This window comes from Acinetobacter sp. TGL-Y2 (genome assembly GCF_001612555.1).
Lineage (GTDB): Bacteria > Pseudomonadota > Gammaproteobacteria > Pseudomonadales > Moraxellaceae > Acinetobacter.
The window spans coordinates 25,711-39,296 of record NZ_CP015110.1 but is presented as its reverse complement, the minus strand read 5'-3'; the positions used below and the strand labels follow the sequence as shown (position 1 = coordinate 39,296).

The 13,586-nt window shown below is 42.9% G+C and carries 7 protein-coding genes, 2 tRNA genes, 2 rRNA genes and 1 pseudogene; 2 read left to right on the top strand and 10 right to left on the bottom strand.

Annotated features, from left to right (window positions below):
• Nucleotides 1-204: 204 nt before the first annotated feature.
• Both fmt and rsmB read left to right on the top strand, forming a co-directional pair.
• A complete protein-coding gene (gene fmt, locus AMD27_RS00160) occupies nt 205-1,167 on the top strand; it encodes a methionyl-tRNA formyltransferase (RefSeq protein WP_067654708.1) in 963 nt (320 codons plus the stop codon).
• A complete protein-coding gene (gene rsmB / locus AMD27_RS00155) occupies nt 1,164-2,465 on the top strand; it encodes a 16S rRNA (cytosine(967)-C(5))-methyltransferase RsmB (protein WP_067654705.1) in 1,302 nt (433 codons plus the stop codon). The genes fmt and rsmB overlap by 4 nt, the downstream gene beginning before the upstream one ends.
• A 132-nt stretch (nt 2,466-2,597) precedes the next feature.
• On the opposite strand, the pseudogene zupT reads toward rsmB, so the two are convergent.
• The 10 genes and pseudogenes from zupT to AMD27_RS00110 form a co-directional block, all read right to left on the bottom strand.
• Nucleotides 2,598-3,415: pseudogene (gene zupT / locus AMD27_RS00150) on the bottom strand (zinc transporter ZupT).
• 96 nt (nt 3,416-3,511) lie between these two features.
• On the bottom strand, nt 3,512-3,622 hold the full coding sequence (locus AMD27_RS17910; protein WP_081405892.1) for a methionine/alanine import family NSS transporter small subunit: 111 nt from the start codon (nt 3,620-3,622) through the stop codon (nt 3,512-3,514).
• 11 nt (nt 3,623-3,633) lie between these two features.
• On the bottom strand, nt 3,634-5,112 hold the full coding sequence (locus AMD27_RS00145; RefSeq protein WP_067654702.1) for a sodium-dependent transporter: 1,479 nt from the start codon (nt 5,110-5,112) through the stop codon (nt 3,634-3,636).
• A gap of 383 nt (nt 5,113-5,495) precedes the next feature.
• Nucleotides 5,496-6,053, bottom strand: a complete 558-nt coding sequence (locus AMD27_RS00140) for a DUF1287 domain-containing protein (RefSeq protein ID WP_228140730.1) — start codon at nt 6,051-6,053, stop codon at nt 5,496-5,498.
• A 121-nt stretch (nt 6,054-6,174) separates the two neighbouring features.
• Nucleotides 6,175-7,626 carry an aldehyde dehydrogenase family protein gene (locus AMD27_RS00135; protein WP_067654697.1) on the bottom strand — a complete coding sequence of 484 codons (1,452 nt, stop codon included), beginning with the start codon at nt 7,624-7,626 and terminating at the stop codon, nt 6,175-6,177.
• Between the two features lie 370 nt (nt 7,627-7,996).
• Complete coding sequence (locus AMD27_RS00130) at nt 7,997-9,346, bottom strand: aromatic acid/H+ symport family MFS transporter (RefSeq protein ID WP_067654693.1); 1,350 nt, start codon at nt 9,344-9,346, stop codon at nt 7,997-7,999.
• A 354-nt stretch (nt 9,347-9,700) separates the two neighbouring features.
• Nucleotides 9,701-9,815: ribosomal RNA gene (gene rrf / locus AMD27_RS00125) — 5S ribosomal RNA — on the bottom strand.
• Between the two features lie 165 nt (nt 9,816-9,980).
• A 23S ribosomal RNA gene (locus AMD27_RS00120) occupies nt 9,981-12,875 on the bottom strand.
• 479 nt (nt 12,876-13,354) lie between these two features.
• A tRNA-Ala gene (locus AMD27_RS00115) sits at nt 13,355-13,430 on the bottom strand.
• A gap of 73 nt (nt 13,431-13,503) precedes the next feature.
• Nucleotides 13,504-13,580 (bottom strand) — tRNA-Ile (locus AMD27_RS00110).
• Nucleotides 13,581-13,586 lie beyond the last annotated feature (6 nt).

The following is a 13,586-nucleotide window of genomic DNA, read 5'->3' as shown; positions in this document are numbered from 1 at the left end:
AAAAATAAACAAACCAAAAAGTGTCACATCTGATCATTATTTGTACGTTAAATTATTTTTTTAAGCTGAATTTACATGAAATAGACCTCATTTAATTACATAAATACTCTTTTAAAATGAACTTAACAATGAAGTCATCGAATTGTTAAACAGTCAGGTAGAGCTTTGCTATAATGGCGGGTTAAATGTTAAAGAGTTCCAATATTGAAAATCATCTTTGCGGGTACACCTGAATTTGCAGCAAGTGCTTTAGCCGCATTGCTCAGCACTACACATGAAATTGTCGCTGTGTATACTCAGCCAGACCGTAAAGCTGGACGCGGACAAAAACTGAGTGCCTCTGCGGTTAAACAATTGGCACTTGAGCATAACCTTCCTGTTTATCAACCCCTGCACTTTAAAGCATCGACTGAAGAGGGTTTGGCTGCACAGAAGGAGCTAGCGGCTTTGCAGGCAGATGTCATGGTGGTGGCAGCTTATGGTTTAATTCTCCCTCAAACTGTTTTAGATATGTCGAAGTATGGTTGTCTAAATATCCATGGTTCACTGCTTCCTCGCTGGCGCGGTGCAGCACCGATTCAACGTGCGATTAGTTCAGGTGATTCTGAAACGGGCATCACCATTATGAGAATGGCGGCAGGACTCGATACTGGCGACATGATGTTTAAAACCATTTGCCCGATTGAAGCTACAGATACCTCAGCCACTTTGCATGATAAATTGGCGATCCAAGGTGCTCAGGCATTGCTTCAAGTTTTGGAAACCGAGCAAACACTACAACAGTATTTAGACACCCGTGAAGTACAAGATGAGCACTTCACAGTGTACGCCCACAAACTATCGAAAGCGGAAGCGCAGATTAACTGGCAGCTTCCTGCTGTAGAGATCGATCGTAATATTCGTGCGTTTAACCCTTGGCCTGTCGCTTTCACAGCCCTAAATGACATTGAAAATTTACGTATTTGGCAGTCATCCTTGTCTGAATTGAATTCCGAGACCGCTACTCCCGGTGAAATCATTGCTTTAGATAAACACGGCGTCCATGTCGTCTGTGGTGATCAAAAAGCGGTCTGCTTGTCATTATTACAGTGGCCTGGCGCTAAGCCCTTAAACCCAGTTCAAATTTATCAAACTCAAAAATTGCATGTAGGACATATTTTCGCATGAGTCATAGCCCATCTTCGAAAAATCTAAATTTACGTGCACAAGTGGTGAAAACACTTTTGGCTGTACAAAACGGTCAATCTCTTGCTTCTGTATTAAATCAACACATCAATATTGTCTCTGAGCGTGATCGTGGTTTGTACCATGAACTGACTTTGGGCTGTTTACGTCAATGGCATGCACTTAAAGCAATTACTTTGCCCTTGCTGACCAAGCCCCTTGAAAATGGCACAGTAGAAAGCTGTTTGTATTTGGGTCTTTACCAAATTTTATGTACCCGTGTACCTGCGCATGCGGCGATTTCAGAAACTGTGACTGCTGCAAAGCAACTCGGTTTTGAACCCTTAAGTGGTTTGGTGAATGCCATCCTGCGCCGTGTTTCACGTGAAACTGAAGAATTCAGCCTTGCTCTTGAACATGCCCATGGTTTACCCAGCTGGTTGTTTAAACGTTTGAAAAAAGATTGGGCAGATCAGCTTCCTGAAATTTCGTACAATTTAAAGCAAATTGCGCCACTGACTTTACGTGTCAACGTCAATCAAGTCAGCCGCGCTGAATACCTTGAGATTCTAGAAGAAGAAGGTTTTGAAGCACGTCCTTGTGAAATATCGGATGTCGGTATTGTACTTGAACAAAATGTACATATTCCGAACTTACCCGGTTTTGAAGAAGGCGGTTTCTCAGTTCAAGACGAACACGCTCAGTTATGCGCAACCCTTGTACCGAATTTAGAAGGCAAAGTGGTGGTCGATGCCTGTGCAGCTCCTGGTGGAAAAACAGCGCATATTTTAGAAAAATATAGCCCGAAAAAACTGTATGCTCTCGATCATGATGCCAAACGCTTGGTTCGCGTGGCGGAAAACTTAGAGCGTTTAGGCTTGAATGAATATGCAGATGTGGAAATTCTCACCGCAGATGCAACAACTTGGACGGCGCCTGAACCGATCGATTGTATTGTGCTGGATGCGCCATGTTCAGCGATCGGTGTAATGCGTCGTCATCCTGATATTCGCCTGCTGCGTCACTCGACTGACATTGCCAAAACAGTTACATTGCAAAAAGAAATTTTAAGCAACATGTGGCAGCAGCTTAAAGTGGGCGGGACTCTACTTTACATTACCTGTTCGATTTTAAAAGTTGAAAATGAACAGCAAATGATTCAATTCTTTGCTGAACATGCCGATGCAACCGAAGTGAAAATTGATGCTGAATGGGGCATTGAACAAATTCATGGTCGTCAGTTATTCCCTGAAAATGACCGTGGTGATGGTTTCTACTACTGCCGTATTCAAAAGAGCTAAGTTGTTTTCTGGTTAAAAAAGTGGCTTCGGCCACTTTTTTTGTTTATGGATATTGATTCCCTATTTTATTGGCATATTGTATTGAAATAATTTCTTTAAATGGTCAAGTGAAAGAGTGAACTGGAGGTTGATCTAAACGGTTGAACTGGCAAATTTAAACATGACTAAACTGCTAGCCAAAATCGCCATACCAGACACCAAGCCATAGAGCGTTTCATGTCCTTGGGCGTAACGCTTCGCAGTCGGTAATAATTCATCCAGTGCCAAATACACCATGACCCCACCAATGATTCCAAACACGATGCCGTAGACATTTGCTCCCATATACGGCTGCAAAATGAAGTAACCCAGTGCAGCACCAAACGGTTCAGCCAAACCTGAAATTAAACTTGCGCTCATCGCAAGCTTCTTACTGCCTGTGGCCATATATACGGGTAAGGCAATCGCTACCCCTTCTGGAATATTATGAATGGCAATCGCAACTGCAAGTGGTGCACCTAAAGTTGGACTGGACAATGTTGCAAAAAAAGTCGCTAAACCTTCAGGCATATTGTGGGCTGTGATGGCAAATAAAGTCAGAAGTGCGGTACGCCTGAGTTGCTGCTGACTCATGTCTTTTCCAATCTGTTGTTCTATTTTTTCATGCGGATTGGGAATAAAACGGTCAAGCAATAAAACCAATACCACACCCGCTAAAAAGGAAAATGTGCCATACGCATAAGCATATTGTTCGATGTAGATTTCTGCAAAGGATGATATGGATTTATTTACAATCTCAGTTAAAGAAATATAAATCATTGCACCTGCGGAAAATGCCAAACCAAAGGCCAGCATTCGTGCACTGGGTTTTCTTAAAAAAAAATCAAAGCACCACCCAGCACCGTGGCAAGCCCAGCCAAAAAGGTCACTGTAAATGCAAGCCAAACACTATTTTGAGCAAAGCTTTCCATGATTTTGCGTCATTTCAAAACAAGAAAGTCATTATCACAAATGATAATGACTTTCATTTGCATATTCTTTTACGAATATTTCCAATTTTTTATAGATTAGTCATCAAGTGATTCGGGATGCTTCATCAAATGTAAAATGGCTAAAATCAGTCCACCCCATAAGAATACAATGGAGATAATCATCATGATAATTGCAGATGTATTCATAGCGAATTCCCCTATCGGTCTTTAAGTCTAGAAAATAAAATAGCGCCGAGTACGCAAAAAATAATACTGCCCCAACCGAACCACATTTGTAGACCAAATGAATAGTCACCATAGCCTTTGGTCAGTAATGCATACACAGTTAAAAGCAAAGTACTGAGCAGAACTCCTGGGGTGATAATGGTTAAGGTCAATTCCCACGTACGGCCCAATTGAACTGTTGAAATCCCATTAATATGTAATTCCAACTCTTTCATGATCGAACGTTTGAACCATGACACCATGATAATTGAGATCAATGCACCTGTTACGATACCAATGTTATTGATGAAGTGATCAATGATATCAACCAATTTAATGGCATTGGTGGTTGAAAATAGGAAGATAGATACAAGACCTGTTCCCCCGCCCACAGCACTCACTGCCTTTTTACGGCTCCATTTTAATTTGTCCTGTAGGCCTGCAATTGGCACTTCCAGAATACTGACCATGGAGGTAATACCAGCAACAAAAAGCGAGGTGAAGAACAAGATACCAAATAAATCTGCACCTGCACCTAAACTTGAGATCAGTTTCGGGAAGGCAATAAATGCCAGACCAATACCACCACTGACCACTTCCTCTACAGTGCTGCCCGCTGAATGTGCCATAAAGCCCAATGCAGCAAATACGCCAATACCCGCTAAAATTTCAAATGATGAATTGGCAAATCCAACAATTAAACCTGAACCCGTTAAGTTGGTTTTCGGTTTAAGATAAGATGCGTAGGTCACCATGATGCCGAAGCCCACAGATAAACTGAAGAAGATATGCCCATAGGCAGCCAACCAGACTTTATAGTCCATCATGGCTGTCCAGTTCGGGGTAAAGAAGGCATTTAAGCCATCGGCTGCACCGGGTAAACGTAACGCCTGAATCACCAAAATAGAAAATAAAACAATCAATAACGGCATAAAGATTTTGTTGGAAAGCTCAACGCCTTTTTTAACACCACCGTACAAAATGAACAGTACTCCAGCCCAAACGGCAACCAGTGGCCAGAACAAATGACTGACAAAAGTCATGTCAAAGCCAGCTTCCGATGAGGTCTGTAGATACTGTTTAAAGAAGAAGGCTTCTGGGTCTGAGCCCCACATTTGACCCATAGAGAAGTAAACATAACTTCCCGCCCAAGTTAGAACGCCTGCGTAGTACAAACCAATAATTAAACAAACACAGACTTGCCACCAGCCGAGTGTTTCGGCTTTCTTCATGAGTCGTTTATAGGCTTTTGGTGGTGAACCACTACTGCGATGACCCACGGCATAATCTAAAAACAGCAGCGGTAAACCTGCGGTCAATAAGGCAATTAAATACGGAATTAAAAATGCGCCACCGCCGTTTTCATAGGCCACGTATGGAAAACGCCAAATATTTCCCAAGCCCACAGCAGAACCAATTGCGGCGATAATAAAGCCTGATCGGGCAGACCAGTTTTCACGAGTATCTGTCATAAAACACCTAATTCGAAATAGGGAAAATCATTACGGCTGTTGTGTTTGTTGTCTTGCGCGTAAAAATTACCGTTAAAATATTGTTGTTTGAATAGGAATAATGCCTTTTGGGCATATTTTTTCGAATCACAAACCAATTATTGTTAAAGTCTCTTGGTTAAAGATTTACTTAAAAATAACTGTTTAATGACATAACAATAACGCTTTTAAATCGCTTTTTCTTTAATTAATTCTCGAAAAATCTATTTTAAAGCTAAGCTTTACATCTTTTGATTACTTTTAGTACAACTTATCCTTCAATATCCATCACCTAGCTGTCAAATGAACACCTTTGTAAGCTTAATTTAACCTTCACTCATCTCACTCATATTATGCTGAACGTGTTATCTCACATGCTGAGGAATTCGATAATGTCCAATCATTTTAAACTGATGCAAAATATTATTTTCTTGCGTACCTTGACCTATGTTATGAATCACCAATGGCGTATTTGAGCCAACTGATTTTCGATCTGACAATATACCAATATGCACCAAACCTTTGCCCAAATCCCAAGTCACAATATCACCAGCTAAATACTGCTGATTTTTTACCGTATAATTTTGGCGTTTAAAATAGGTCATGATATTGGGTACACGACGATGATCAATATTCCGATCCGTGGTTTTTAAGCCCCATTTTTTCGGATAAGCACTAAAATTCTTCTTCATATCCTCATGAATGCGCTGTTGCAGATCTATACCTTGCAAACGCAGTGCGCGAATAATCACATCGGTACACACGCCTTTGACCAAAGGCACATCACCCATTGGATATTTGAGTGAGGTATAGGCAGGATCATAATATAAGGTCTTTCCGATTTGTTGCCGTGCATCTGTTACCAATTTTTGCGGTTCTAAAGCCCAACTTTGTTGAACCAGTACAAACATGGCTACGATCATACTCAAATGTTTTAAAATCAGTTTGATCAAGTTTTTCATCGTTTAATGGCTCAATTTTTAGTTATTATTTTGAAACATGGGATGAGGAAGAGCATAGGCTCTCCCCCCCAATCGAATCACATTATTGCTTGATCGCAAGTAATCGCTCCTCTTGCATATCACGAATTGCTGACTGGATGCCTTCACGACCTAGACCTGAATCTTTCACGCCACCATACGGCATGTTGTCGACTCTAAAAGACGGAATATCATTAATGATTACCCCACCTACATGCAAATGATCCCATGCATAGAGCATTTTATTGAGGTTTTGCGTGTACAGCCCCGCCTGTAAACCAAAGCGACTGCTATTAATCTTCGCGATGCCTTTTTCAAAGTCTTTATATTTTTCTATGATTGCTACTGGACCGAATACTTCGTCTTTATACACTTCTAATTTTTCATCAACATTTTCAAGTAAAGTTGGTTCAAATAGTACGCCATTGACAGTGCCGCCAGCTAAAACCTTAGCACCTTTTTTGACTGCTTTATCAACCCATTTTTTTAAACGAAGTGCCTCATCCTGTTTAATCATGGGGCCGACCAAAGTGCTGTCCAAACTCGGATCTGCGGCGTTAAGACCTTTGAGTTTAGCCACGAGTTTTTTCTTAAATTCGCTATATAGATCCGCATGAATCAAAATTCGTTGCACACTAATACAGACCTGACCTGCATGCCCATAAGCCCCACCAATCAGGCGATCAAATAAAGCATCCGTCAGCACCGTATCAGGCTCGATCATCACCGCTGCATTTCCGCCCAGCTCTAAGGTGACTTTCTTACGTCCTGCACGCGCTTTCATGTCCCAACCCACCACATCAGAGCCGGTAAAACTGAGTAATTTAAAGCGATCATCGGTGACCAAAATATCCGCTTGTTCTCGTGGGCACGGCAGCACCGAAAATGCCCCTTTAGGTAAATCTGTTTCCGCAAGCACTTGCGCAATTTTTAAGGCTGAAATAGGGGTTAAGCTCGCCGGTTTTAAGACAAAAGGACAACCCGCCGCTATTGCAGGGGCAATTTTATGTGCCGTTAAATTTAAGGGGAAATTAAACGGACTAATCAGCGAGACCGCCCCTATCGGCACATGTTTTACCATACCCCGGTACGCCGCGGCGGCTTCCGTGACCGCCAGCGGCATCATGCGACCTTCATCCATTTGGGTCACTGCATCTGCTGCTATTTGGAAGGTATTAATTAAACGTTCAACTTCAGCTGCCGCAGCTTTACGCGGTTTACCTCCTTCTGCTATTAAGATTTCAGTCATTTCTTCACGCATTTCATTGAAACGTCTAACGCAGTGCAGCAGTATTTTTTGTTTTTGAAAAGGTTTAAGTGCAGCCATTTCGGACTCAGCCTTCACCGCAGCTTGAATCGCTTTTTCTAAAGTCTTGGCATCGGCTAAAGCGACCCGTGCATATACCTCTTGGCTAAACTTATGCTTCACCTCAAGCCATTGCCCAGTAAATGTCGCTTTTGACGCCACATAAAGTGGATAATCTTGTCCATTTGCAGCTGCTGTTGCTACCACCATGATTGAGTCCTTTTGATTGTCTACCCATACTTTTGAATATTTATATCATGCCCAGATGTGAAGACGTGCATTTGCATATTTAACGATACAAAACAAAAATTGAAGCCAATAGAGCGATTTACATTTTAGGTTTTTGAAATGTATATGTACTTCAACGTTATTAAAGTGATTCTATATTTGCGATCTATGCGTAAAGCTTAGAATTATGAGGAGCTACACAGAAGCTTAAGCAGGCTATTTAGGCCGAAGTATTCAGATATTTCAATTTGGAACTTATTCTGAAATGTCTCTTTGAAATCAGTAATCAGAATCAAATCTAGAAGACATAAAAAAGCCCCCAATGATTGGAGGCTTTAACCAACTGCTAAAACTAAGCTTTAACTGCAACATGTGTACTGGTTTTAATCTTATCTGCTTCATCGTTACTCATAATGAAAGCCACAGCAAGTGCAGTAATCAGTACCGGAAAACCGACAGCAATAAAGTTAAAATATGCGGGGAAATTCATGCCCAGTAGCGCACCAATTAAGATTGGACCCACAATCGCACCCATACGACCAATCGCTGAAGCCCAACCAATGCCTGTCGAACGTACAGCAAGGGGATAGAACTGCGCAACATAACTATAGAGTAACATTTGTGAACCAATAGACGCAGCACCAGCCAAAAACACCAAAATATAGAGCAGGAATTGATTCGATTGGAAGCCCATTAAGCTCATGACAATCGCACCCATAATACCAAGGCACATCAGCACAGGTTTTAAATGGAAACGATCCGCTAAAATCCCTCCCCCTACAATGCCGACCACAGCACCGACGTTCATCACCATCATAAACATCAAGCTGTTATCCATTGAGTACCCTGCAGCCATCATGAGCTTCGGTAACCAACTGCTCAGCGCATACATGGTCAATAAACAGCTAAAGAATGCAATCCAAAACAAGATTGTATTTACAGCACGACCACGACGGAACAGGCTCACCACATTAGCAGCTTCAGGAACATCAACTTTATTCAGTTGAAATATAGTTTCTTTTGTCACTGTCATTTCAGGCGCTAAACGACGCACGATTTGACGTGCTTGATCTTGCTGCCCTGCTTTGACAATAAAACTTAAAGATTCAGGTAAAAATTTCCAAATCACAGGTAACAACAACAAAGGAATACCTGCAATAAAGAACATGATTTCCCAACCAAAATTTGGCGTAAACCATGAACCCAATAGTGCGGCCATTACACCACCTACAGCATAACCACTGAACATAGTGGTTACCAAGGTGCTACGTTTACGTAAGGGTGCATATTCCGAAGTCAGTGCAACAAGGTTCGGCATTACCCCACCAATCCCAAGACCAGCCAAAAAACGCAAAATACCAAACTCTGTTGGGTTAGAGGCAAAACCACCTGCAGCGGTGAGACCACTAAACAACACAATACAAATCATGATGACTTTTTTACGACCAATTTTATCAGCCAAAGAGCCAAAAATCATTGCGCCGAACATCATGCCAGCAAGCGCTGTACTTGCGAGCATACCTGCTTGAACTGCTGACAGTCCCCATTCATCCATAAGCAAGGGTAAAACCACACCATTGATGGCTAAATCATAACCATCAAATAGAATGATCAGTAAACACCATGCAACCACATTAAAATGAAAGGGTGTAAATTTTGCGTGATCAATGACATCATTGACGTTCACTGCTTGATGTGTCATTCCTCACCTCCTGTGAGCTTGTATTTCGGGTAAATTGAATAGCGATCCATCAAGTGAAGAATTTAATTTTCATTACTTACTCATCTAAACTTGGATACTGAAGTAGATGATGTAACTTTCACACAATTAATCAGAAATAAAAATTAAACATTAGTATAAAAAATGATAAATATTAGCTACTTATATATAAAAAACATAACTCTTATACACAAAATATATTAATAAAATTAAGTCTTAGATCATTAGGGTTATTCAATATACCTAATCACTGTTTTAAATGATTAAGGCTTATAACATAAGCAAAAAAACACCCCCTTCATCATTAAGATGAAGGGGGTGTTTTAGGAATTAATGAGCTGGCGATGACTTACTCTCACATGGGTAACCCCACACTACCATCAGCGCGAAGAGGTTTCACTTCTGAGTTCGGGAAGGGATCAGGTGGTTCACTCTTGCTATTGTCGCCAGCACAACTGTTTATGGATACTTGCATTGGTCTTATTTAGATGCCAAGGCGTTCTACCAAAAGAGTTATTAACAGAATAATATTTGAGTTGCAGTTTAGGTACTTGCGATTACTAAATCAAGGTTTTTGTATCAATTAGATCAACAACACCAACTGTTTGGGTGTTGTATAGTCAAGCCTCACGAGTAATTAGTATTGGTCAGCTTCACATATCACTATGCTTCCACATCCAACCTATCAACGTTGTAGTCTTCAACGGCTCTTTAGAGGACATATAGTCCTAGGGAAATCTAATCTTGAGGTAGGCTTCCCGCTTAGATGCTTTCAGCGGTTATCCCTTCCGAACATAGCTACCCGGCGATGCGACTGGCGTCACAACCGGTACACCAGAGGTTCGTCCACTCTGGTCCTCTCGTACTAGGAGCAGATCCTCTCAAATTTCCAACGCCCACGGTAGATAGGGACCGAACTGTCTCACGACGTTCTAAACCCAGCTCGCGTACCTCTTTAAATGGCGAACAGCCATACCCTTGGGACCTGCTTCAGCCCCAGGATGAGATGAGCCGACATCGAGGTGCCAAACACCGCCGTCGATATGAACTCTTGGGCGGTATCAGCCTGTTATCCCCAGAGTACCTTTTATCCGTTGAGCGATGGCCCTTCCATACAGAACCACCGGATCACTAAGACCTACTTTCGTACCTGCTCGACTTGTGGGTCTCGCAGTTAAGCGCGCTTTTGCCTTTATACTCTACGCGTGATTTCCGACCACGCTGAGCGCACCTTCGTACTCCTCCGTTACTCTTTAGGAGGAGACCGCCCCAGTCAAACTACCCACCAGACATGGTCCTCGCTCCAGATTATGGAGCAGAGTTAGAACCTCAATATTACCAGGGTGGTATTTCAAGATTGGCTCCACTTGAACTAGCGTCCAAGTTTCAAAGCCTCCCACCTATCCTACACAAGTAAGATCAAAGTTCAATGTCAAGCTGCAGTAAAGGTTCACGGGGTCTTTCCGTCTAGCCGCGGGTACACCGCATCTTCACGGCGAATTCGATTTCACTGAGTCTCTGCTGGAGACAGCGCCCCCATCATTATGCCATTCGTGCAGGTCGGAACTTACCCGACAAGGAATTTCGCTACCTTAGGACCGTTATAGTTACGGCCGCCGTTTACTGGGGCTTCGATCAAGAGCTTCGCTTACGCTAACCCCATCAATTAACCTTCCAGCACCGGGCAGGCATCACACCCTATACGTCCACTTTCGTGTTTGCAGAGTGCTATGTTTTTAATAAACAGTTGCAGGGGCCTGGTTTCTGTGGCTATCAATAGCTCAGGAAGTAAATTCCATCACCGTCGACAGCGTACCTTCTCCCGAAGTTACGGTACCATTTTGCCTAGTTCCTTCAGCAGAGTTCTCTCAAGCGCTTTGGTCTACTCGACCTGACCACCTGTGTCGGTTTAGGGTACGATTCCTGTGTAACTGAAGCTTAGAGACTTTTCCTGGAAGTATGGTATCAGCCACTTCGCTAATAAATTAGCTTGCTATCAGTTCTCAGCATAGAGCACCCCGGATTTGCCTAAGATGCATGCCTACTACCTTTCACCTGGACAACCAACGCCAGGCTGACTTAACCTTCTCCGTCCTCTCATCGCATTACACAGAAGTATTGGAATATTAACCAATTTCCCATCGACTACGCCTCTCGGCCTCGCCTTAGGGGTCGACTCACCCAGCCCCGATTAACGTTGGACTGGAACCCTTGGTCTTTCAGCGAACGAGTTTTTCACTCGTTTTGTCGTTACTCACGTCAGCATTCGCACTTCTGATACCTCCAGCAGACTTCTCAATCCACCTTCATCGGCTTACAGAACGCTCCCCTACCACTTGCAATAAATTGCAAATCCGCAGCTTCGGCATATAGTTTTAGCCCCGTTACATCTTCCGCGCAGGCCGACTCGACTAGTGAGCTATTACGCTTTCTTTAAAGGATGGCTGCTTCTAAGCCAACCTCCTAGCTGTCTATGCCTTCCCACATCGTTTCCCACTTAACTATAATTTTGGGGCCTTAGCTGGCGGTCTGGATTGTTTTCCTCTTGACTACGGACGTTAGCACCCGCAGTCTGTCTCCCGGATAGTACTCATTGGTATTCGGAGTTTGCATCGGTTTGGTAAGTCGGGATGACCCCCTAGCCGAAACAGTGCTCTACCCCCAATGGTATTCGTCCGAGGCGCTACCTAAATAGCTTTCGGGGAGAACCAGCTATCACCAGGCTTGATTAGCCTTTCACCCCTATCCACAAGTCATCCCCTGGCTTTTCAACGACAGTGGGTTCGGTCCTCCAGTTAGTGTTACCCAACCTTCAACCTGCTCATGGATAGATCGCCTGGTTTCGGGTCTACACCCAGCAACTAAACGCCCTATTAAGACTCGATTTCTCTACGGCTCCCCTATTCGGTTAACCTTGCTACTGAATGTAAGTCGCTGACCCATTATACAAAAGGTACGCAGTCACCGGACTCAATGCCGGCTCCCACTGCTTGTATGCATGCGGTTTCAGGATCTATTTCACTCCCCTCACAGGGGTTCTTTTCGCCTTTCCCTCACGGTACTGGTTCACTATCGGTCAGTCAGGAGTATTTAGCCTTGGAGGATGGTCCCCCCATATTCAGACAAGGTTTCACGTGCCCCGCCCTACTCGACATCATCATATAAGCCCTTTCGTGTACAGGACTATCACCCACTACGGTTGCACTTCCCAGAGCATTCCACTAGAACTTATATGACTTAATGGGCTTTTCCCCGTTCGCTCGCCGCTACTAAGGGAATCTCAATTGATTTCTTTTCCTAAGGGTACTGAGATGTTTCACTTCCCCTCGTTCGCCTTGCAACACTATGTATTCATGTTGCAATACCTACCTTATGGTAAGTGGGTTTCCCCATTCAGAAATCTCCGGATCACAGGATATTTGCCGCCTCCCCGGAGCTTATCGCAGGCTATTACGTCTTTCATCGCCTCTGACTGCCAAGGCATCCACCACATGCACTTAATTACTTGACTATACAACCCCAAACAGTCGTAGTACTTTACAAGCAGTACTAGGACAGAAGTCACTTACGTTACTTCATACAGTTCGTTGTTTCGTGTATTTAAACACTATATAGCTTCAATCTAATTCATATACCAAAACGCTTGATTCAGTTAATCGCTAGTTTCTCATCACTTCACTTTCATTCAATCGTTTCACTTGCGTGTAACAATTCAATGTCAATTTAGTTCTGAGCCTTAAACAATTTATTTCAACTCAAATATATTCTGTTAATGATTGCTCTAGCCTTCGTCAGGTCTAGAAACTGTGATAAATCACAGAGATTACCAAGTCCGCATATCTTAATGCTTGTACTTGTTAATCTCTATAAGCTATCTAGCTGTTTGCTTGTTTTGCATTCGAACATCGCTTCGTTTGATTAAAGCCTGCGCGAAGCATAGCTTCTTGCTTTAAATTTCAAGGAAAAGCATGCTTTTCTTGTCTTGAAATTTGGTGGAGACTAACGGAGTCGAACCGTTGACCTCCTGCGTGCAAAGCAGGCGCTCTACCAACTAAGCTAAGTCCCCAGCTTATCATATAGATTCGATATATCTTCTTATCCTTCACTCCGATGAATTGCTTCATCTTCGTTCGTTAGATTGGTGGGTCTGACAAGATTTGAACTTGTGACCCCACGCTTATCAAGCGTGTGCTCTAACCAACTGAGCTACAGACCCTCAGAT

What these genes read in the sequence shown, in the direction of transcription:
- rsmB (WP_067654705.1), top strand. Translation starts at nt 1,164, where the DNA reads ATGAGTCATAGCCCATCTTCGAAAAATCTAAATTTACGTGCACAAGTG.
- AMD27_RS17910 (WP_081405892.1), bottom strand. Translation starts at nt 3,622, where the DNA reads ATGAATACATCTGCAATTATCATGATGATTATCTCCATTGTATTCTTA.
- AMD27_RS00145 (WP_067654702.1), bottom strand. Translation starts at nt 5,112, where the DNA reads ATGACAGATACTCGTGAAAACTGGTCTGCCCGATCAGGCTTTATTATC.
- AMD27_RS00140 (WP_228140730.1), bottom strand. Translation starts at nt 6,053, where the DNA reads ATGATCGTAGCCATGTTTGTACTGGTTCAACAAAGTTGGGCTTTAGAA.
- AMD27_RS00135 (WP_067654697.1), bottom strand. Translation starts at nt 7,626, where the DNA reads ATGGTGGTAGCAACAGCAGCTGCAAATGGACAAGATTATCCACTTTAT.
- AMD27_RS00130 (WP_067654693.1), bottom strand. Translation starts at nt 9,346, where the DNA reads ATGACACATCAAGCAGTGAACGTCAATGATGTCATTGATCACGCAAAA.